This window comes from Kocuria sp. SM24M-10 (genome assembly GCF_001027955.1).
Lineage (GTDB): Bacteria > Actinomycetota > Actinomycetes > Actinomycetales > Micrococcaceae > Kocuria > Kocuria oceani.
Genome location: NZ_LDNX01000015.1, coordinates 1 through 16,429, shown reverse-complemented (window position 1 = coordinate 16,429; position 16,429 = coordinate 1). Strand labels below are relative to the sequence as shown.

Annotated in this window: 23 protein-coding genes; 7 read left to right on the top strand and 16 right to left on the bottom strand. The window is 67.4% G+C overall.

Going from position 1 to position 16,429, the window contains the following annotated elements; all coding sequences use genetic code 11:
* Window positions 1-394: 394 nt before the first annotated feature.
* Together ABL57_RS01750 and ABL57_RS01740 are read left to right on the top strand one after the other, a co-directional pair.
* Window positions 395-949, top strand: a complete 555-nt coding sequence (locus ABL57_RS01750) for a hypothetical protein (protein ID WP_005050743.1) — start codon at window positions 395-397, stop codon at window positions 947-949.
* A gap of 316 nt (window positions 950-1,265) precedes the next feature.
* The gene (locus ABL57_RS01740) at window positions 1,266-1,595 is read left to right on the top strand and encodes a hypothetical protein (RefSeq protein ID WP_026095586.1); all 330 of its coding nucleotides are present in this window, start codon (window positions 1,266-1,268) and stop codon (window positions 1,593-1,595) included.
* Here the strand turns inward: ABL57_RS01740 and ABL57_RS21030 are convergent.
* A protein-coding gene (locus ABL57_RS21030; protein WP_370239738.1) for an IS5 family transposase occupies window positions 1,576-2,422 on the bottom strand; the annotation gives its coding sequence in 2 pieces (ribosomal slippage) (window positions 1,576-2,115 and window positions 2,117-2,422; 846 coding nt in all). The genes ABL57_RS01740 and ABL57_RS21030 overlap by 20 nt on opposite strands.
* Before the next feature lie 488 nt (window positions 2,423-2,910).
* Between ABL57_RS21030 and ABL57_RS01725 the strand changes: the two genes are divergently transcribed.
* Entirely contained in the window at window positions 2,911-4,044 is a 1,134-nt protein-coding gene (locus tag ABL57_RS01725; RefSeq protein ID WP_005050747.1) for an SAM-dependent methyltransferase, read from the top strand.
* A gap of 268 nt (window positions 4,045-4,312) precedes the next feature.
* On the opposite strand, the gene ABL57_RS01720 is transcribed toward ABL57_RS01725, so the two are convergent.
* The 5 genes from ABL57_RS01720 to ABL57_RS01700 all read right to left on the bottom strand — a co-directional run bounded on the left by ABL57_RS01720 (window position 4,313) and on the right by ABL57_RS01700 (window position 7,961).
* Window positions 4,313-4,738: a hypothetical protein gene (locus ABL57_RS01720; protein WP_005050749.1), complete on the bottom strand. Its 426-nt coding sequence runs from the start codon at window positions 4,736-4,738 to the stop codon at window positions 4,313-4,315.
* Window positions 4,739-4,773: 35 nt separating this feature from the next.
* Window positions 4,774-5,175: a hypothetical protein gene (locus tag ABL57_RS01715; RefSeq protein ID WP_005050751.1), complete on the bottom strand. Its 402-nt coding sequence runs from the start codon at window positions 5,173-5,175 to the stop codon at window positions 4,774-4,776.
* A complete protein-coding gene (locus ABL57_RS01710) occupies window positions 5,172-5,996 on the bottom strand; it encodes a hypothetical protein (protein ID WP_047801722.1) in 825 nt (274 codons plus the stop codon). Before ABL57_RS01710 ends, ABL57_RS01715 begins: the two co-directional genes overlap by 4 nt.
* Window positions 5,996-7,624 carry a hypothetical protein gene (locus ABL57_RS01705; RefSeq protein ID WP_005050756.1) on the bottom strand — a complete coding sequence of 543 codons (1,629 nt, stop codon included), beginning with the start codon at window positions 7,622-7,624 and terminating at the stop codon, window positions 5,996-5,998. Before ABL57_RS01705 ends, ABL57_RS01710 begins: the two co-directional genes overlap by 1 nt.
* 100 nt (window positions 7,625-7,724) lie before the next feature.
* Entirely contained in the window at window positions 7,725-7,961 is a 237-nt protein-coding gene (locus ABL57_RS01700) for a hypothetical protein (RefSeq protein ID WP_043340519.1), read from the bottom strand.
* A 93-nt stretch (window positions 7,962-8,054) separates the two neighbouring features.
* Between ABL57_RS01700 and ABL57_RS01695 the strand changes: the two genes are divergently transcribed.
* Complete coding sequence (locus ABL57_RS01695) at window positions 8,055-8,588, top strand: AlpA family transcriptional regulator (RefSeq protein ID WP_005050761.1); 534 nt, start codon at window positions 8,055-8,057, stop codon at window positions 8,586-8,588.
* Between the two features lie 5 nt (window positions 8,589-8,593).
* On the opposite strand, the gene ABL57_RS01690 is transcribed toward ABL57_RS01695, so the two are convergent.
* From ABL57_RS01690 to ABL57_RS01670, 5 genes are read right to left on the bottom strand one after another with little or no spacing between them, the layout of a single operon-like run.
* Window positions 8,594-9,346, bottom strand: coding sequence for an HNH endonuclease family protein (locus tag ABL57_RS01690; protein ID WP_005050763.1), 753 nt, complete (start codon window positions 9,344-9,346; stop codon window positions 8,594-8,596).
* Window positions 9,343-9,819, bottom strand: a complete 477-nt coding sequence (locus ABL57_RS01685; RefSeq protein WP_005050765.1) for a hypothetical protein — start codon at window positions 9,817-9,819, stop codon at window positions 9,343-9,345. The genes ABL57_RS01690 and ABL57_RS01685 overlap by 4 nt, the downstream gene beginning before the upstream one ends.
* The gene (locus ABL57_RS01680; RefSeq protein ID WP_005050767.1) at window positions 9,819-10,121 is read right to left on the bottom strand and encodes a hypothetical protein; all 303 of its coding nucleotides are present in this window, start codon (window positions 10,119-10,121) and stop codon (window positions 9,819-9,821) included. The genes ABL57_RS01685 and ABL57_RS01680 overlap by 1 nt, the downstream gene beginning before the upstream one ends.
* Window positions 10,114-10,365, bottom strand: coding sequence for a hypothetical protein (locus ABL57_RS01675; protein ID WP_005050769.1), 252 nt, complete (start codon window positions 10,363-10,365; stop codon window positions 10,114-10,116). The genes ABL57_RS01680 and ABL57_RS01675 overlap by 8 nt, the downstream gene beginning before the upstream one ends.
* Window positions 10,365-11,249 (bottom strand): hypothetical protein, encoded by an 885-nt coding sequence (locus ABL57_RS01670; protein ID WP_005050771.1) that lies wholly within the window; start codon window positions 11,247-11,249, stop codon window positions 10,365-10,367. Before ABL57_RS01670 ends, ABL57_RS01675 begins: the two co-directional genes overlap by 1 nt.
* Window positions 11,250-11,401: 152 nt before the next feature.
* Here ABL57_RS01670 and ABL57_RS01665 point away from each other — a divergent pair, with 152 nt between their 5' ends.
* On the top strand, window positions 11,402-12,061 hold the full coding sequence (locus tag ABL57_RS01665; RefSeq protein WP_005050774.1) for a type IV toxin-antitoxin system AbiEi family antitoxin domain-containing protein: 660 nt from the start codon (window positions 11,402-11,404) through the stop codon (window positions 12,059-12,061).
* Window positions 12,054-13,112 (top strand): nucleotidyl transferase AbiEii/AbiGii toxin family protein, encoded by a 1,059-nt coding sequence (locus ABL57_RS01660; protein ID WP_005050776.1) that lies wholly within the window; start codon window positions 12,054-12,056, stop codon window positions 13,110-13,112. The genes ABL57_RS01665 and ABL57_RS01660 overlap by 8 nt, the downstream gene beginning before the upstream one ends.
* Window positions 13,113-13,117: 5 nt before the next feature.
* Here ABL57_RS01660 and ABL57_RS21025 read toward each other — a convergent pair whose 3' ends face one another.
* Window positions 13,118-13,336, bottom strand: coding sequence for a histone-like nucleoid-structuring protein Lsr2 (locus tag ABL57_RS21025; protein ID WP_082157160.1), 219 nt, complete (start codon window positions 13,334-13,336; stop codon window positions 13,118-13,120).
* On the opposite strand from ABL57_RS21025, the gene ABL57_RS01650 reads away from it, so the two are divergent.
* Window positions 13,264-13,707, top strand: a complete 444-nt coding sequence (locus ABL57_RS01650; protein WP_082157159.1) for an SDR family NAD(P)-dependent oxidoreductase — start codon at window positions 13,264-13,266, stop codon at window positions 13,705-13,707. The two genes, ABL57_RS21025 and ABL57_RS01650, sit on opposite strands and share 73 nt — an antisense overlap.
* Before the next feature lie 85 nt (window positions 13,708-13,792).
* On the opposite strand, the gene ABL57_RS01645 is transcribed toward ABL57_RS01650, so the two are convergent.
* The 4 genes from ABL57_RS01645 to ABL57_RS01630 all read right to left on the bottom strand — a co-directional run.
* Complete coding sequence (locus ABL57_RS01645; protein WP_005050794.1) at window positions 13,793-14,185, bottom strand: SDR family oxidoreductase; 393 nt, start codon at window positions 14,183-14,185, stop codon at window positions 13,793-13,795.
* 51 nt (window positions 14,186-14,236) lie between these two features.
* Window positions 14,237-14,902, bottom strand: coding sequence for an N-carbamoylsarcosine amidohydrolase (locus ABL57_RS01640; RefSeq protein WP_005050795.1), 666 nt, complete (start codon window positions 14,900-14,902; stop codon window positions 14,237-14,239).
* Window positions 14,899-15,702, bottom strand: coding sequence for a polysaccharide deacetylase family protein (locus ABL57_RS01635; RefSeq protein ID WP_203225534.1), 804 nt, complete (start codon window positions 15,700-15,702; stop codon window positions 14,899-14,901). The genes ABL57_RS01640 and ABL57_RS01635 overlap by 4 nt, the downstream gene beginning before the upstream one ends.
* 91 nt (window positions 15,703-15,793) lie before the next feature.
* Window positions 15,794-16,429: DDE-type integrase/transposase/recombinase (locus tag ABL57_RS01630; RefSeq protein ID WP_047801720.1), on the bottom strand; the 636-nt coding region annotated here is incomplete at its 5' end.

Genomic DNA, 16,429 nt, shown 5'->3' with positions numbered 1-16,429 from the left:
TGATCAGAGGGGCATTTCTGCGTCACGGCACCCGCTTGTCACCCAAGCTCATCGGTGGATCGAGGCTAAGGACTCCAGCTGAAGCCGGACACCGTAGAGCTGGTCGACCTCTTCTACGTCCGGGTGATACACCGTCGCTCGGCGATGGTATCGGCCTCGTTTGAGCCTTTCTTCCCGCAGCAAGCGAAACGCCTCGTGCAAATGACCTCCCCGTCGATCCAGGTCTTTCAACTTTCCATCCTGCGTGAGGCGGCAGTGGCGGTGACACTCCACTGCTCGGAAGAGCACTATTTCGCGCTATTGATCCGGACCCCGATGGTCGGAAGCTGTTCAGTGCCGCGTCATCGGCGCAATACGCTGGGAGACGGGGCTTCCTCTGCCCCGGGAGGACACCATGCAACCAGATAACCTCACGGTCACGGCTCGGGTGGCGCGCACAGCCGTCCCCGGGCGGCTGGACGATCTCACCGAGTGGGCGCATGGTTTCACCGGCCGGGCCCAGTCGTTCCCCGGCTACCGGGAGTCGAAGGTCCGAGTCTCGGAACGGCACCGGCGCCAGGTTGTCGTCGAGATCACGTTCGCTTCCCCCCATGACCTCATCCGGTGGGAGGACAGTAAGGAGCGGCAGGCGCACCTGCAACAGGCCGTGCCGCTCACGATCGGGCAGGCCCGTCCACTGACTCCGGACGCCCTCACCGGTGCAATCCCGACGGCCGGTCCCGCGCGCCCGCGGTGGTGGACGGCGATTTTAGTGTGGATCGCGCTGGTACCGCCTGCCATGTTCAACGCCTACTTCATCGCTCCGCTCCTGACCGGCCTGCCGCCGTACCTCCAGATCCTATGTACGACGCCACTGACCGTCGCGTGCGTCATCTGGGTGATGTTGCCTCTATTGCACGCGCTCGAGGAGAGCATCCGCCACTGGCTCGCGTGGCGGCGCGGGCGCTGAGCGTCTGCCCCATTAGGCGCTGTCGCGGCGGGCAAAGCCCTCTCCGCTCCCTCTTGTCAATCTTGCCTACCTTGGTGAGGGGCATGTCGTCGACGGCGATCAGCCGCTCGGGGTGCTTATGCTTAGCCACCCCGGCGGACTCCATGGCGGCGCGGATCCGTTCGAGCCCGAGCGGGCCGCCCTCCTTGAGACTCACGTAGACGCATACCCGCTCGCTGAACACGGGGTCGAGCATCGCGACGGCGGCCGCTAGGGCGTGTTGATCAAGAAGGTGCGGGGTGGCCAGCCGCCGTGAGTTGCGCGGGAGAATGGGCGTGTGAAGATCCAGGTGCTGCATATCGAGGATTGCCCGAATTGGCAGGAGGCGGGCGATCGAGTACGGCTGGTGCTCGACTCGATCGGACGGGGCGATGTTCCGGTGGAGTTCGTGTTGATCCGCACCGAGGCTGAGGCGGTGAGCTCTGGTTTCGCGGGCTCGCCCACGATTCTTCTGGACGGTCAGGACTTGTTCCCGTCCCAGGGGAACACTGCCGACTTGGCGTGCAGGGTCTATCTGACCGAGCGCGGCTTTGCGGGTGCGCCGACGGTGGGACAGCTTGAGCGCACGCTGCAGGAGCGCGAAGCGCTCAGCGGAGATCGGTCTTGATCCAGATCAGCGCCGCGGCGAGGCTGACGGCGGCTCGGTAGTTGCGGGCGAGTTTGTCCGAGCGCATCGCGATGCCGCGCCACTGCTTGAGACGGTTGAAGCAGCGTTCTACGACGTTGCGTCCCTTGTAGCGTTCCTTCTGCTTGTCGCCGAAAGCGATCGGCCGGCCCGGCTTCTTGCGGCGGTGCGCGATCTGGTCGTCCCGCTCGGGGATGGTCGCCGCGATCCTCCGGTCGCGGAGCCAGGCGCGGTTCGCCCTTGAGGGGTACCCCTTGTCGGCGAGCACCCGGTCGGGGTGGGTGCGGGGGCGGCCCTTCCCGTCGCGGGGAACGCGGATGTTCTCCAGCACCGCGCTCATCATCGTGGTGTCGTTGATGTTCCCGGCGGTGATCATCATGCTCAGCGGCCGGCCGCGGCCGTCGCAGACCAGGTGCAGTTTGGTCGTCAGCCCGCCGCGGGAGCGTCCGATCCCGTGATCAGGCGGCTCGGACCACGGATTCTTGTGATTCGGCACAGCCCCCTGTGTCCCGGGCGAGGGTCGCGCCGTGCTGATGCACGCGCGCGATCGTGGAGTCGATCGAGACGACCCAGTCGATTTCCCCAGCGGCGTCGGCCTGCTTCTGCACCTCGGTGAGCAGCTTCTGCCAGGTGCCGTCCCCGGCCCACCGGTTGAACCGCTTGTAGATCGAGTTCCACTTCCCGAACCGTTCCGGAACGTCACGCCACGGCGCACCGGTCCGGTACTTCCACGCCATCCCCTCGATAGCGAGCCGGTGATCCGTCCACGGCCGCGACCGACCGGTCACCGTCGGCATCAACGGCTCCATCACGGCCCACACCTCGTCAGAGATCTCCTGTCGCGTCACCGTTCAAGACTCACCCACCGAGGAGCGGAACCTCTTGATCAACACGCCCTAGATCGAAGCTGTCATAGCGGTAGACGAGGTCCTCCACCTCTTCGCACGAAATCTTCTCGCTGCCTCGGTTGATCATGTCGAGATGTAGCCATCCTCGGTGAAGGACCGCGCGTTCGTCTCAGGTGCGCGGTAGCATCCGCGCGGGGTGTAGCGGATCGGTTTCCTGCTCGAGCATAGATCGACGGCTCATCAGATGCCTCCAGAGTTCTTTTCGTCGGTTATGTCGGTGTGGTGATCAGCGGCGGCGCTGGCGCTTGCCGCCCCAGAACGCGCGGACTGCCATGGTGATCGCTTCGTCTTTGGTGAGGCGATCACCACGGGCCGCGGCTTCGTCGCGTGCCTGGTTGATGTACTCGAAGACGTCCGGAGGTAGTCGGAAGGTCGCGGGGTGTTTTTCGATGCGCTGGACATTGTACGGGCCGCGCTTCTTGCCGGTGCGGGGCGACGTGTCACACCCCAATCAGGGCGGCTTCGACGTCGTCATCGGCAACCCACCCTACGTCAACCGGCGCGAGCTCAGCTACCGCATCACCGGCTTCGAGACAGACAACGTCGACGACATCTACGCCTCCTGCTGCGAGCGCTCGGCGCAGATCACGCGCCCGGATGGCCGGCTCAGCCTGATCGTTCCCATCCGCAGCCAGTTCGCCGATCGCGACGAGTCACTGCGGAAGTTCTACGAGCGGCGGTTCGATGCGATCTGGGTGAGCACCTTCCAGGAACGCCCGGCTGCCCTGTTCCAGGTGAAGGTGCGCAGCACGATCATCACCGCCGCCGGGTATGGCAGCGTCTCCGAGCTGCACACGACGCTCACCCACAGCTGGATCGAGGCGTTCCGTCCGCATCTGATGGCGACACTGCGGTATTCGCTTCGGCCCGCCGGCTCGCGGACCCCGAACTGGATGCGCGCCAGCAGCGACGCGATGTTCGAGCTGATCGACACGCTGCTTGCGAAGGGCACGATCTCCTCGACGCCGCTTGTCCGTGTGAGCGACTACTCCGTCGGTTTCAAGAAGACCGCCACGTACTTCCTGAGCACGTACACGGTGCCGCCGGTCACCTACGACAAGACCACGCACGCCACGGTGCCCCTCAACGAGGGGAAGCTGTTCGTTCAGAACCGGAAGGACCAGCTCGCGGCCAGCGCGATCGCGGCGTCGCGGCTGGCGTTCCTGTGGTGGACGTTCACGGGCGACTGCTTCAACGTCACCAAGGGCACGATGTCGCAGATCCCATTCTCCCCGCACGCTTACGGGCAGGACACGTTCGATGCTCTGGTGGAGCTCGGCGAGAGGATCGAGGAGGCGCTGCCGGCCGTGCGCTCCTGGGATCTCAACTCCGGGAAGTACGTGGGCGGGTACGCGATCCCCGAACTGCGTCATCTCACCGGTCAGGCCGACGAGATCATGCTGGAGGCGATCGGCCGCATCGATCTGCTGCCGGAGATCCAGTACGCCCACGCCCGGATGTACAAGAGCACCGGGATTTCCGCGACGACACTGCGAAAGTTGCCGTTCGAGGTCGAGGTGTGACGCGCGACATCCGCACGGGTCCTTTGCCCTCGAGCGACTGCGATCGTTCGTCCGGGTCAGGATCCTCTGAGTGATGGATATGACAGGTAGGCGCTACCGGATGAGTTGACCCATCTCCCAGTCGCCGAGAGGGATCGTCCGACAAGTTCTGTCAGCGGTCCAAGCGGGACGGTGGCGGTCAGGTTGATCATCGCCGCACAGCATAGAACGCGTTCTCGAACTCGATGGGCGGGACGACACACCGACAGCGGTGGGGTGCCTACCCTTCTCAGGCGGAGTCACGGAGCGAGGTGACAAGCTCCGCGGGGAGGGCAAAGACCTTCTCGAGCAACGGGAGAAGGTCCCGGACTGCCTCGAGGTGCTGCTCTTCGGTCAGATCGTCGATCGCCGGAGGCTCGTCGCCAGTCCAGCCGATCGCTTCCGCCACGATCGTCAGGGACCAGGAGTCCCACCTGAGCCGCCCCTCGGATCGCAGCTGCTCCCGGAACTGACCGAGCACGCCCACGGGCTGAAACGCATTGCGATCGCGCGCGAGCTCGTCGCGAACGTACAACATCGCCGTTTCGAAACCGAGCAGGAACGTGTGCACTCGCTCGAACGTGACGGGCTGCCCGATATACATTCCGGATCGCTTCACGAATGCCTCGGCGATCGAGTAGACCGGCAACTCGGCCGGCCCGTTAGTTTCACTCATCTCGACTTCCCTGCCAGCAGCTCAGGAGACGGTCATTACCCGCGGCGCCGTTTGCGGCCCCAGTAGGCGCGAAGCGCAACGGTGACGATCTCGTCCTTGGTGAGGCGGTCGCCGCGGCTGGCTGCATCCTGCTTGGCCCAGTCCATCAGTTCAAGCGCGTCGTCGGGGAGACGGATCGAGACGGGCTTCTTCTGGACGTAGACGACGTTGTAGGGCCCCCGCTTCTTCTTCGCCGGCGGTGGCGTCTCCGCCTCGGCCGACTCAGGAGGCGTCGCGCTCGCCGCTGCCGGCTTCTGGCTTGCGCGAGGTGCGCGTGCGGGTGCTTCGGACGTCGCTGCCTGGTCGACGTCGCTGGTGACTTCCTCAGCGGGGGGCGCGGCCTTGCGTGCGCGGGGCTTCGCTGCAGCTGTGGGCTTCTTCGGGGCGGCCATGGTCACTGACCACCTCCTCGGTTTCCACGGCGGCGAGCGCGGCGCTCCTCGATGCGCCGCTTCTCTTCCATGCTGATGAGCTCCGCCGGCGACAGCGAGCGGGGGCGGCGAGTGCGGCCGCGCTCGGCCTGCCTCTGGTACTCGGTCGTCTTGGCCGTGCTGACGACGTTGAGGGTGACGCCGGTGATGGTGTCGCGGCTGGTGTCGAGGTTCACGTATCGGTTCTTCGACTCTTCGCGGAACCAGCCGAGGGCGTCGCCGCCGTTCTCGTGGATGCGCTTGAGCATCGTCGAGGCGTTGTACGAGTTGACCTCCATCACGCGGCCGTTGGAGAAGGTCAGGTGGGCGGTGATCTGCTTCTGCTTGTCGTGGGACTGGCCCTTGGCGGCGTTGCGGACCTGCTTGATCAGTTCGGCGTTCGCCTGCTCGCGGCCCTTCGCGGTGCGGCCCTTGGGGATGCGCATCTCGATGTACCGGTCGCCCCCGGTGGCGTATGCCACGTCGACGCGCAGCCGACCACCCTGGCGACCCTCAACGTAGGTGCCGCTGAGGTCTTCGGGGATGACGGGCTTGGCGCCGGCCTTGCCTCGCACGGGGGCGATCGAGCCGTCCTTGCGCCGGCGCCGCGGCGGGACGTGGGTGAGGCGTCCGGTGTCAGCGAGCTCCTGGAGCGCCTGGCGGTAGAGGGCGCCGCTGGTTTCGCCGTTGAGGATCTTGCGGACCATTCGAGGCGAGCGGTGCAGCTCCTCGGCGATCTCGGCCGTGCTGATGCCCTTGCGCCGCAGATCGCGGATGAGGTCTTGGGCGGTGCGCTGCTGGTCAGCCATCAGCCCTTCTCCTCTGCCTGCTCGAGCGCCTTGGCGATGCCGGCCCGCTCGGCACGTGCTTTCAGCGCGTCACGCTGCCGCAGCGTCTCCGGCGTGATGAAGGATCCGTTGAGGTAGCCCTGCAGGCGCAGGCGCCCGGTCTTGCCGTCGTCGCCGCCGCCGATGAACCGGTCCGGCAGGGACCACGCCGGCAGCTTGGTCGTGTAGATCGCATCACCCTGGATGCCGATGAGCGTCGAGGGGTCGACCGTGAGAGCACCGGAGGTGTAGCCGCCGAGGGAGCTGGGGCCGTGGAGGACGCGAGCGCGTGCGCGACCCCAGACCTGGGCGGCGAGCTCCGGGTGGTAGAAGCTTCGGGTGCGGTCGTTCGGGCGCGACGGGATGCGATAGATCCAGAGGTTGCCCTGTCGCAGCATCTTGGCCCTGTACTCGGGCGGGACGTCATCGGGCGACGCGGCGACGCGGGTCTCGTCGCGGCCCGCGGCGGCGAATGCACCGATCGAGTGCAGCATGATGTTCCGCAGCGCGGCGAGCACAGCGCGGCGCAGGTCCGGGTGCATCTCGTCCTGCAGCTGGACTCGCTCGCGGGCGCGCGTCATGCGCTCGGTGAAGGTGTCTAGAGGCTTGGCCTTGCGGAACACCACGGCCTCGTGAGGGCGGATCTCCCACCCGTGCTTGAGGGCGACGTGGATCTCGCTGCCGTCGGCCCAGGTGTCGTGCACCGCTCCGGGCCGGTTCGGATAGAACCAGCCTTCGCGAACGTCCAGGTGCTTCACACCGAGCAGGCCAACGTGGTTCCAGCCCTGAGGGACGCGGAACCGCACGTGGAAGCGGGCGCGCGCGTAGGGGTCTTGCTCGAGCAGCTCGTACGCGGCGGCCTGGTTCAGCCGGATCGCGGGGCCGATACCGAGCTCGCGCCCGACGCCGGCGAACATGAACCGGCCGTCGACGTAGGCGAACTCGCTGATCTTCTTCGTCTTGGCCGGGTCGATCAGCGGGACGCAGTCCTCGTGCTTGGCGAACGACTCCCCCGCGACCAGGTGGTCGTAGTGGTGCAGGCCCGAGGTGAAGTGGATCTCCTGGGCGATGTCGTCTTCGACCGGCACGGGGTTGATGTTCTTCGGCAGCGACAGCGCCCACAGGTTCGTTCCGGTGGCGGCAGGGCTGTTGAACAGGCGCGCGTTCTCGTCGGCGTGGCGAATGATCGACGCGGTGACGTTCCAGGCCAGACGAGCCTGGGCAGGGGTCAGCGGCCCGTCGCCGAACCACTCCTCCGCGGTGCGGACTTCGATCTTGAAGCCGGTGACCGCGTGCTCGAACCGACCGGTGGGCGGGCCGTTGTTGACCCAGTGGGCTCCGGGCTTCCAGTTCGGGGTCTGGACGTACAGCCAGTGCCGCACGCCAGGCGCAGGCTCGGGGCGCTTCCCGGTCAGCATGATGCGGTTAGCGCCGTACGAGGCAGCCGTGTCGAGCAGGTCCGTCAGGTTGGGGTTCTTGCGGCGCTCGCCGATGACGGGGCGAACGGGCGTGCCGGCGTCGGTGACGCCTTGCCCGGTGGTCTGGTCGACCCAGATCGTGGGCACGTCCTTCGGCGTCCACGGCTTGGGTCGGTAGTTCAGCTCGTCCATCTCACCCCCTCATTCGTCAGGTTATATTAGTCAAGAGTGCTTGAAAATTGCAATCAGATTTCGCAGTCGACGGGCGCTCCATGAAGGTCTGGCGGGGTCGCTAGGACGCGAGGCGGCCGCCGTAAGAGCGCCCGCGTCCGTGGTAGGACTTCTGCGCCTTCCGCAGCCCTTCCTCGGTCATCCCCAGCAGGAGGGCGATCTCTCGCTGGGTCAGCTCGGCCGCGCGCGCCTCGTCGACGACTTTGCCGCGGCGTTCGCGCAGCTCGTCCGCTTGCGCGAGCTGCTGGCCGATGCGACGGAGCTCCTCACGGATGGCGTCCGCGTCCTTGTTAGCCATGCGCCCCAGCATCCCCAACCAAGTTGGGTCTGGTTGCCGCGGCGCGCCGTAACCGCGAAAGTGGTTATATTCATCCAGCTGAGAGGAGCGCTGATGACCGGACGGCACCTCACCACGGCGGACGTCGCCGAGAAGCTCGGCGTGTCCGTCGTCGCGGTCTACAAGATGCGCTCCATCAGCAACAAGCTGCGCAGAGCCGGCCAGGAGGGTCCTCTGCTCCCCGAGCCGGTTGCCATAGAAGGCAACTCCCCGCTCTACGACGAGGCCGCGATCGACGCATTCGCGCAGGAGCGCGCGCGCAGGGCGCCCTCGCAGCGCGGCCGCCGGCCGCGACTGATGCCGGGACTGGCGCGCGATGCGGCTTTCGCGGAGCGGTTGCGGGCGGCGATCGCGGACGGGGCGGGGGCGCCCGAGGTTCCCACGCAGGCGGCTCTGATCGACCTGCTCGGCTTGAACGTCGTCACGTTCGGTGAGCGGATGCGAGGGCGCACCCGCTGGACCGACGCCGAGCTCGAGGTGATCAGGCGCACCCTCGGTGTCGACACGACGGATGCGAACGAGGTCGTAGACCGCGCTCGCGCGGCCAAGCGTCAGGCGCGCGCGGCGAGATCCCACGCGGGTTCGTAGCGGCTTCACGACATGCTCCCGCTCTCGTCGCTGGCTTGCTGGGCAGCGCAGGTTGAGAGCGTGTCCACGAGCGCACCGCGGTCGGCTTCGTCGACCGCGAGGTGCCAGGTGTCGACGATCTCCGTGTAGCGGGCGACGTAGGTGCACACGTAGTCGGCGTTCGATGGCAGCCACAGGGCTGGCCCGTGGTCGTTCTTGGCCGCATTCGTGTTGCCATCGACGGCGACGATGTTGTCGAACGAGTTGGCGAACTGAATGCGCTGCTGCTCGGTCCACGCCCACGCGCCCCCGGCGTGCGCCGCCGAAAGGCTGACGATGTGGTCGATCTGGACGCCGGAGCTTCCCGGGGCTCCAGGGGCGGCGATCCGGTCGTGCTCGAACTCAATGCGTGTGCCCGTGTACGGATCGGGGTCGAGCACGCCGGAGAGCACCGTGCAACCGTCACGGACGACGTCCTGCAGCTGGACGGCGAGGAGATCGTCTCGCTGATCGCAGCCGTTTCCCTCGATGTCGATCCAGCGCTCGCCGAACGTGGCGCGGCGATACTCGGGAATCTCCTCGGTGGGATCGATCAGCGGCAGCTCCTGCGCGACTGCGGCGAGCGCGGTGTAGTCGTAGGTCGGGTCCGGGGCGGGTGCCTGCGGGCGCGTCCATGTGTCGATCCAGGAGGTGATGCCCAGCTGGTGGGCGCCGAAGCCGAGCGCGAGAGCTGCGACCGCGGCGAGGGCTGTGCTGGCGCGGCGGGTGCGTCGGTTCATCTGCGCTCCTTTGCCTGTGCGGTGTCGGCTTGGTCGAGCAGCAGTATGGTTCGGGCGATCTGGGTGCGTGCCTCGTCGATGACCTCGAGGGTTTCGTCGTCGGCGTCGAGCTCTGAGAGTGCGTGGCTCTGGCGGCGGAGCTGGTCGCCGAGGTGGAACATGCCGGCACTGAGGAGGACCTCGGCGAGCGCGGCCGCGCGGGCGCCTTGGTGGTCGGCGCTGACGGCGAGGTCGTCGATGATCTCGATGAGGGTTGCGCGGGATCCCATCGTTGGGTCTTCTCCTGGAGTGAGCTCGCGGAGCGCTTCACGGTTGAGCAGCGTCTGGAAGAGCCTGTGCATCCGTTGGGTGAGGGGGCGGCCGTCGCGGCGGGTGCAGTTGAGCGCGAACTCGCGGAAGCTCCATCGGACGGTGACGGGTGTGCCGGTCTGGATGGTCATGGCTTCCTGGAGGCGCACGGCGATGTCGGTCATCAGTGCTCCTCGGTTCGGCCCAGGTGGGGGATCTGCTTGAGGTGGGCGCCGCGGCCGTTGCCGAGCTGGGGGGAGATCGCGCAGCTGGGCAGGTGCAGTCTCGCGTTCGGCCCGTGGCCTGCTGCCGCGTGGGGTGTGGGCTGCCGCGTTGGCCGGGTGTGCCGGGCGCCTCGCTGAGTCAGCGGGAGGGGGTTGAAGCGCAGCGACAGGGCCCAGCGATGGCCGCCGAGCGCGCGGACGACCCGCAGCCACTCTCCCTCTTTGGTGGAGTCGATGGTGAAGGTGTTCGGCTGGTCAGACATCTGCGGCTTCTTTCGGTGCGAAGGGGCTGTTCTTGGCGTCGCGGAGCATCTGCCGGGTGATCGGCTCGGTCTCCTCGAGCGAGGCGAGCGAGAAGTAGTGGCGGCGGGCGCGGGCCGCTTCGGTGCAGGTGAGCAGCTGGCGGTTGCCGTGGTTCGGGCATCCTCCCTTGCTGCGGCATCCGGCCAGGTAGCCGGCGGTGGTGCCGTGCAGGGCGGCTTCGAGGATGTCGAGCGTCTTGCTCATCAGGCGGCCTGCCGGAGTCCGAGGTCGTCACGGTCGCGGTCGATGGTGCGGACGTCGACGCCGAGCAGGTCGCTGAGCTGGGTGAGGCTGAGTCCGCGTTCGGTCCCGCGTCGGGTGGCTTCGAGGCGCTCGTCTCGGGTGAGGCGGACGTTCTGGCCGGCGAGAGCGAGCTCGATCGCGATCTCGTCGAGCAGGGGTTCCTGCCCGGCTGTGGGCGGTGCCGGGTCGGTGTCGATGTCGTCCCAGGCCAGCGGCGGCAGCCAGCCGTGCCGGCGTGCGACCGTGAGTGCGTAGGAGCGGCCGACCCGCTGCGCTCGGGTGTGGGTGGGGGGCTGCTGGTCCCAGAGCTCGTCGTAGAGCGCGGCGATGTCGTCGTGGACACGGATGTCCACGTAGGCGCCTTCGAGTGCCTTGTTGACCTTCCAGCGCGGGTAGCCGAGTCGGCGTGCGATCTCGTGGTGGTTCCATCCGATCGCGGCCAGAGCCTGGAGGCGCCGGCGGGTGCCGCGGCCGTTGACTCGGCCCTGCGCGGCGAGAGTGCTGCTGTCGGGGGTGACTGCGAGGAGTTTGCGGGCGGTGGCGCCGGTGACGAACCGTGCCGTCTCGCTGTTGAGCAGGCGACGGACCGTGGCGCCGCCGACGCCGGCGCTGATGGCGATCCGTTCGGGGATCATCCCGGTGTCGACCAGTGCCTGCAGGTGCTGCCGGATCGGCTCGATGGGTTGGTGCGCGTCCTGGTATCGCCCGTAGGCCAGGAGACGGTAGCGGTCGCGGCGGCGGCGCGCGTTGCCGTCCATGCAGGCGCGGCACCCGCAGAGGTGGACGACGTAGCAGGTGGAGGTCAGCCCGTGCTTGTGGTCCGGCGGGCAGGTGTGGGTCCGCATCTTCTCCTCCTCACAGATGGTTATATTCCCGAATATAACCCGTTCCCGAGGGTTTGGAACCCCCTCACTGCTAAGGGGTGGCCCCAGAGGCTCGAAGTCGACAATCTGAACGAGCTACAACGTTTGTTGCGGTTTCTCGCTACACTGTGCGCATGGCAGGATCAACTTTCGCTCGTCTGGGCGAGCTCGCGTCACAGCGTTGGGGCCTGGTGACCACCGCCCAGGCGCTCGAGGCTGGCGTGGCGCGCCCGACCCTGACGCGCCTCGCCAACAGCGGCGCGCTCATCCGCGTCGCGCGCGGCGTCTACCGCCTCGCCGGCGCGCCAGAGCACGAGCAGGAGGCGATCCTCGCGACCTGGCTCGCCCTCGGCGGCGCCGACCGTCCCCGCACAGACACCGGCGTCCCGCCCGTCGTCGCCGCAGGCCAGACGGCCGCGCAGCTGCATGGCATCGGCGACTGGTTCCCCGGGCCACTCGAGTTCGTCGTTCCCACCCGCCGCGGTACCCGCCTGGACGGGGTGCGGCTCCGCACCCGCGAGCTCGCGCCCACCGAGGTGGTCTCCGTCGACGGGATGCCGACCATGAGCGTCGAGCGCACGATCGCCGACCTGATCGAGCAGTGGGTCGACCGCTCCCTCGTCGCCGATGCGCTCGCCGACGCCGCGGACGCGGGAAAGCTGCTCTCCCCCGCCCGCCTGACCGAGTATCTGGAGCCGCTGGCCAAGCCCAACAAGTACCCCTCGGGTGCCGCGCTCGCGGCTGATCTGCTCGCTCTTGCGGGCGTCGACGCGGTGGTGCCGGCCGATGCCTGAGCCCGACGGCTACAAAGACTGGACGGGGCTTGCGCAGGCGATCAAGGCGGCCGCGACGAAGGCAGCCGGTGACGGCGCGAGCGCGCTGGATGTGAATGCGCAGATCGTGCAGGCACAGCACGATCGTTTCCTCAGCCGGGTCTTTGCGGAGGGGGAAGAGTCCGAGTGGCTGCTCAAGGGCGGCACGGCGATGCTCGCCCGGGTGCCGAAGTCACGGTCGACGAAAGACCTGGATCTGGCCTCGACCGGCGCCGCCGATCTGGATGCCGCGCAGCAGGCGCTCGAGCAGGCAGCCGCGCGTGATCTCGGCGACCATGTGCGGTTCCAGCTCACCCGTGCCCGTGCGACCGGGCGAGGAGAGAACCAGCCGGGTGTCGCGACCCGGCGCCTGGTGTTCACATGTCTGGACGCGAACACCGGCCGGAGGATCTCCGACATCCCCATCGACGTGGTCGTCGGCCCTCCCCCGGTCGGCCGCGTCGAGACGATCGAGCCGTCGACGCGGCTGCAGCTGGGGCGGCCGGTCCCGTCGCACCCCTACCGGCTGTTCCCGATCTCCGATCAGGTCGCGGAGAAGGTCACTGCGACGATGAGCACCTACAACGGCCGCCCCAGCAGCCGCGCGAAAGACCTGGTGGACATCGTCACCATTGCACGCACGCAGCGCGTCGACCTGCGCGAGCTGCAGATGGCCATCGACGCGAAGCGTGCACTGTCAAAGCTCGACTCGTTCACTACGTTCACGGTCCCGGACGGTTGGGACGGTCCCTACCGGGTGCTCGCGGCCGGCACGCCCTCAGCCGGCGGGATCACCGATCTGGGTGAGGCCGTGGCTCTCGCGCGTCAGCTGATCGATCCCGCGCTCGCCGACGCGCCCGTGCAACCGGGGACGGTCTGGGTCCCTGGCTCAGGCTGGACACAGAACCCTCCGCCGCCGGAGCCGGGCGGCAGCGGATCCCCTTCGGGGGAGGTCCACGTGCGCGCGCACGTGCGCTCCGGTTATCCCGTCACGGAGCACTGGCGCGCAGCGCGCGGCTCAGCCCAGGAGTGACCGCGTCAGTGCGCCGCGTCGTACGCCTCGAGGATGGACGCGGGAACCCTGCCGCGATCGCTGACCTGGTGTCCGTTCTGACTGGCCCATTCACGCACCGTGTTGAGATCGGCCCGTCCGCCCCGCGACGTCCTCGCCGGACGCCGGGTGGCTGCGCCGATGCGGCGCGCGCTCTTGGCCCAGGCCTCGAACTCGAGATCGATCTCGAGTTGCTTTCCGTCGATCGCGAAGGTCGCGGGATCGAGCCGCTCGCCAGGTCGCGCACACCACCGCGAAGGGCGGCGTCATCGCGATGACGAAGTCGCTCGCTGCGGAGGGCGCCCGCTACGGCGTCCGCGCGAACTCGATCTCGCCTGGCTTCGTCAGCACCCCGGCGACGGACAAGGCGGTGGATGCGGAGGGCAAGGCCTGGCAGGTCGGCAACGCGCTCATTCAACGCCCCGGCACGGGCGAGGACATCGCGTACATGCCGCTCTACCTGGCCTCCGACGAGTCCTCTTGGGTGACCGGACAGAACTACAGCGTCGACGGCGGCGCGACCGCCGGGTGGCGGAACGACAGCGAGACGGACCGACTGGCCGCGAAGAACGGCTGACACGCGGGTCGCGGCGCGACCGGTGACGGACGTGAGGCACGGTGCCAGCTGACACCGTGCCTCCCGTCCGTCGTGGCCACCTCGTCTAAATCGCGAGGTACCCGCCGTCGACGGCGAACTGCGCGCCGGTCGCGAAGGCGGCCGCGTCGGAACCGAGCCACGCGACCATCTCGGCGATGTCGTGCGGCGTGCCGAGTCGGCCGATCGGGTGCTTCGTCAGCAGCGCGTCCTTGAAGCCGGGGTAGGTCTCCTCCAGCGCGTCTATCATTGGCGTCTGGATCACCCCGGGCAGCACTGCGTTCACGCGGATGCCTTTGTCGGAGTACTCCACCGCGGCGGCTCGGGTGAGGCCGATGACGCCGTGCTTCGACGTGACGTAGGCGGACTGGTGGGCGATGGCGACCTGCCCGAGGGACGAGGCGGTGTTGATGATGGATCCGCCGCCCTGCGCCAGCATCTGCGGGATCTCGGCCTGCACGCCGGTTCAATATTCCGCACAGAGGAAGTTGGCCCCACGGCGTTACTGCAGTCAATCGTTCTGTTGCGCAAGCCCCCGCAGGTAAGCACGTGCGTCGTCGAGGCTGACGACATCGCCGTACTTCGCGTCGATGTCAAAGAGGCTGGCCAGGTGCGGAAGGGCTGCCCGGTCGCCGACTGCCTCTTCGACGACGATGGTGTGGAAGCCGTAGGAGCAGGCGTCAACCGCCGAGGCGCGCACGCACCCACTGGTGGTGCAGCCGACGATGATGATGGTGTCGACACCCCGTGAGATCAAGCGTGCGGCGAGATCAGTTCCGAAGAAGCAGGATGCGTACTTCTTCACCAGGGTCATCTCGTGGGGCAGCTGGCCCAGCCTGCTGTCGACCTCCACCCATTCGCTGCCCTCCACCAACAGGTGGTTGGACGGGATCTTCTTGATCCAGAGCCCCGCCTCCTGCAATTCGGTGTCGTACGCGACCGTCGAGAAGAAGATGGGGATCTCGAGTTCACGGGCGGGGACGAGTAAGGCATTGGTGGCGGCCAGCTGTGACTCCAGTTCGCCTGACAGGGGCGAACGGCTGTCCGTGAATCCGGTGATCAAGTCGACGATCAGCAGCGCCGGCTTCTCGCCGTAGCCGATCCGGCCGCCCAATCCCTTGGCCTTGAACTCGTCGCGCAGCCGTGCGTACTCATCGATCAGCTCCGTATTCGTCACGAATCGGCTCTCCTGTTCCCCGTCGACTGATAGTGCGCCGCGATGGCATCGCTCGTCGTCACCCAGACACCATCGTGAGACGTGATGTGCTCGAGGGCCCGATCAAGGTAGCGGTGGCGGAACGGCTGGCCGACGATGAACGGGTGCAACGGCAGCGACATGACGCGACCCGAGTGCTCGGAGTCTGAATAGAGCTGATCGAACTGGTCGATCACCGCTTCCAGGAACTGCGGGCCGGTATAGCTCTTACTCACGAACATCGTCACATCGTTGAGTTCTATCGTGTAGGGAACGCTGAACATCCCGTCGACGTTCAGCGGATACGGCTGATCGTCGTTCGTCCAGTCCAGGACGTAGTCATACCCCAGCTCCCGAAGGATCCGCGGCGTCTCGAACGTCTCTGTGAGCGCCGGGCCAAGCCAGCCCCGCGGCCGTACTCCGGTGGCGGAGGCGATTGTATCCGTCACGTCTTGAAGGTAGGCGCGCTCCGTGTCAGCACCCATTCCAGCTTGGAAGGTGGAATTGTCGCGGCCATGCGCGAGCCACGCCCAGCCGCGTTGCCGGCCTGCCTCGAGAATCTGGGGGTAGTGCCGACAAACGTCGGAGTTGAGAAGCACACTTGCGGGCACTCCATGTCGGTCGAGGCTCTCGATCATCCGCCACAGGCCTACCCGCGGACCGTAATCGCGCCAGCCGTAATTGAGTGGATCCGGCTGCAGCATCGCGGTACCGCCGAAGATGCTCGTGGAGGGCTTGTCGATCTGATAGTGCTCGATGTTCAGCCCGACATAGAACGCCACTCGGGCCCCATTCGGCCACGAAATCGTCGGTCGCTCCGTGATCGGGCTGTAATCGAAGCGGAAAGTGTCAAGGCGGGTGAGACAGATTCCGTCAGGCGGTCTGTATGAGGGCCTCCTGTGAGGGCTGGTTGATCCAGGCGGCCTCGGGCAGCTTGGGCGCCTGGGGTCGGCGGTGGCCGAAGCGCTCGGGACGGGCGGCGTAGGCCGCGTCCAGGGTGGCCTGGCGCTGGGCGCGGACCTGCCCGGCGGTGCCGAAGTGGACGCTGGCGGGGGTGTGCAGCCCGATCCCGCAGTGGCGGTGCTCGTGGTTGTAGTAGGCGAAGAACTGCTCGGCGAACGCGCCGGCGTCGGCCAGGGACCCGAAGCGCTCGGGGAAGACCGGGGCGTACTTCAGCGTCTTGAACGCCGCCTCGCTGTAAGGGTTGTCGTTCGACACGTGCGGGCGGGAGTGCGACCTGGCCACCCCGAGGTCGACGAGCAGCTGAGCGACCGGTTTGGAGGTCATCGAGGTCCCGCGGTCGGCGTGGATCGCCTCCGGCACGCCATGGATGCCCATGGCGTGCTCGAGCAGGTTCTTGGCGATCTCGGCGTCCTCGCGGGCCGCGATGGTCCAGCCCACGACGAACCTGGAGAAGATGTCGAGCACGACGTACAGGTCGTAGTACACGCCCCGCTCCGGCCCCTTGAGCTTTGTGATGTCCCAACTCCACACCTGCCCCGGCGCCGT

Coding starts and splice junctions, on each gene's coding strand:
- ABL57_RS01750 (WP_005050743.1), top strand. CDS start 395: ATGCAACCAGATAACCTCACGGTCACGGCTCGGGTGGCGCGCACAGCC.
- ABL57_RS01725 (WP_005050747.1), top strand. CDS start 2,911: ATGCGCTGGACATTGTACGGGCCGCGCTTCTTGCCGGTGCGGGGCGAC.
- ABL57_RS01720 (WP_005050749.1), bottom strand. CDS start 4,738: ATGAGTGAAACTAACGGGCCGGCCGAGTTGCCGGTCTACTCGATCGCC.
- ABL57_RS01710 (WP_047801722.1), bottom strand. CDS start 5,996: ATGGCTGACCAGCAGCGCACCGCCCAAGACCTCATCCGCGATCTGCGG.
- ABL57_RS01705 (WP_005050756.1), bottom strand. CDS start 7,624: ATGGACGAGCTGAACTACCGACCCAAGCCGTGGACGCCGAAGGACGTG.
- ABL57_RS01700 (WP_043340519.1), bottom strand. CDS start 7,961: ATGGCTAACAAGGACGCGGACGCCATCCGTGAGGAGCTCCGTCGCATC.
- ABL57_RS01695 (WP_005050761.1), top strand. CDS start 8,055: ATGACCGGACGGCACCTCACCACGGCGGACGTCGCCGAGAAGCTCGGC.
- ABL57_RS01690 (WP_005050763.1), bottom strand. CDS start 9,346: ATGAACCGACGCACCCGCCGCGCCAGCACAGCCCTCGCCGCGGTCGCA.
- ABL57_RS01685 (WP_005050765.1), bottom strand. CDS start 9,819: ATGACCGACATCGCCGTGCGCCTCCAGGAAGCCATGACCATCCAGACC.
- ABL57_RS01680 (WP_005050767.1), bottom strand. CDS start 10,121: ATGTCTGACCAGCCGAACACCTTCACCATCGACTCCACCAAAGAGGGA.
- ABL57_RS01675 (WP_005050769.1), bottom strand. CDS start 10,365: ATGAGCAAGACGCTCGACATCCTCGAAGCCGCCCTGCACGGCACCACC.
- ABL57_RS01670 (WP_005050771.1), bottom strand. CDS start 11,249: ATGCGGACCCACACCTGCCCGCCGGACCACAAGCACGGGCTGACCTCC.
- ABL57_RS01665 (WP_005050774.1), top strand. CDS start 11,402: ATGGCAGGATCAACTTTCGCTCGTCTGGGCGAGCTCGCGTCACAGCGT.
- ABL57_RS01660 (WP_005050776.1), top strand. CDS start 12,054: ATGCCTGAGCCCGACGGCTACAAAGACTGGACGGGGCTTGCGCAGGCG.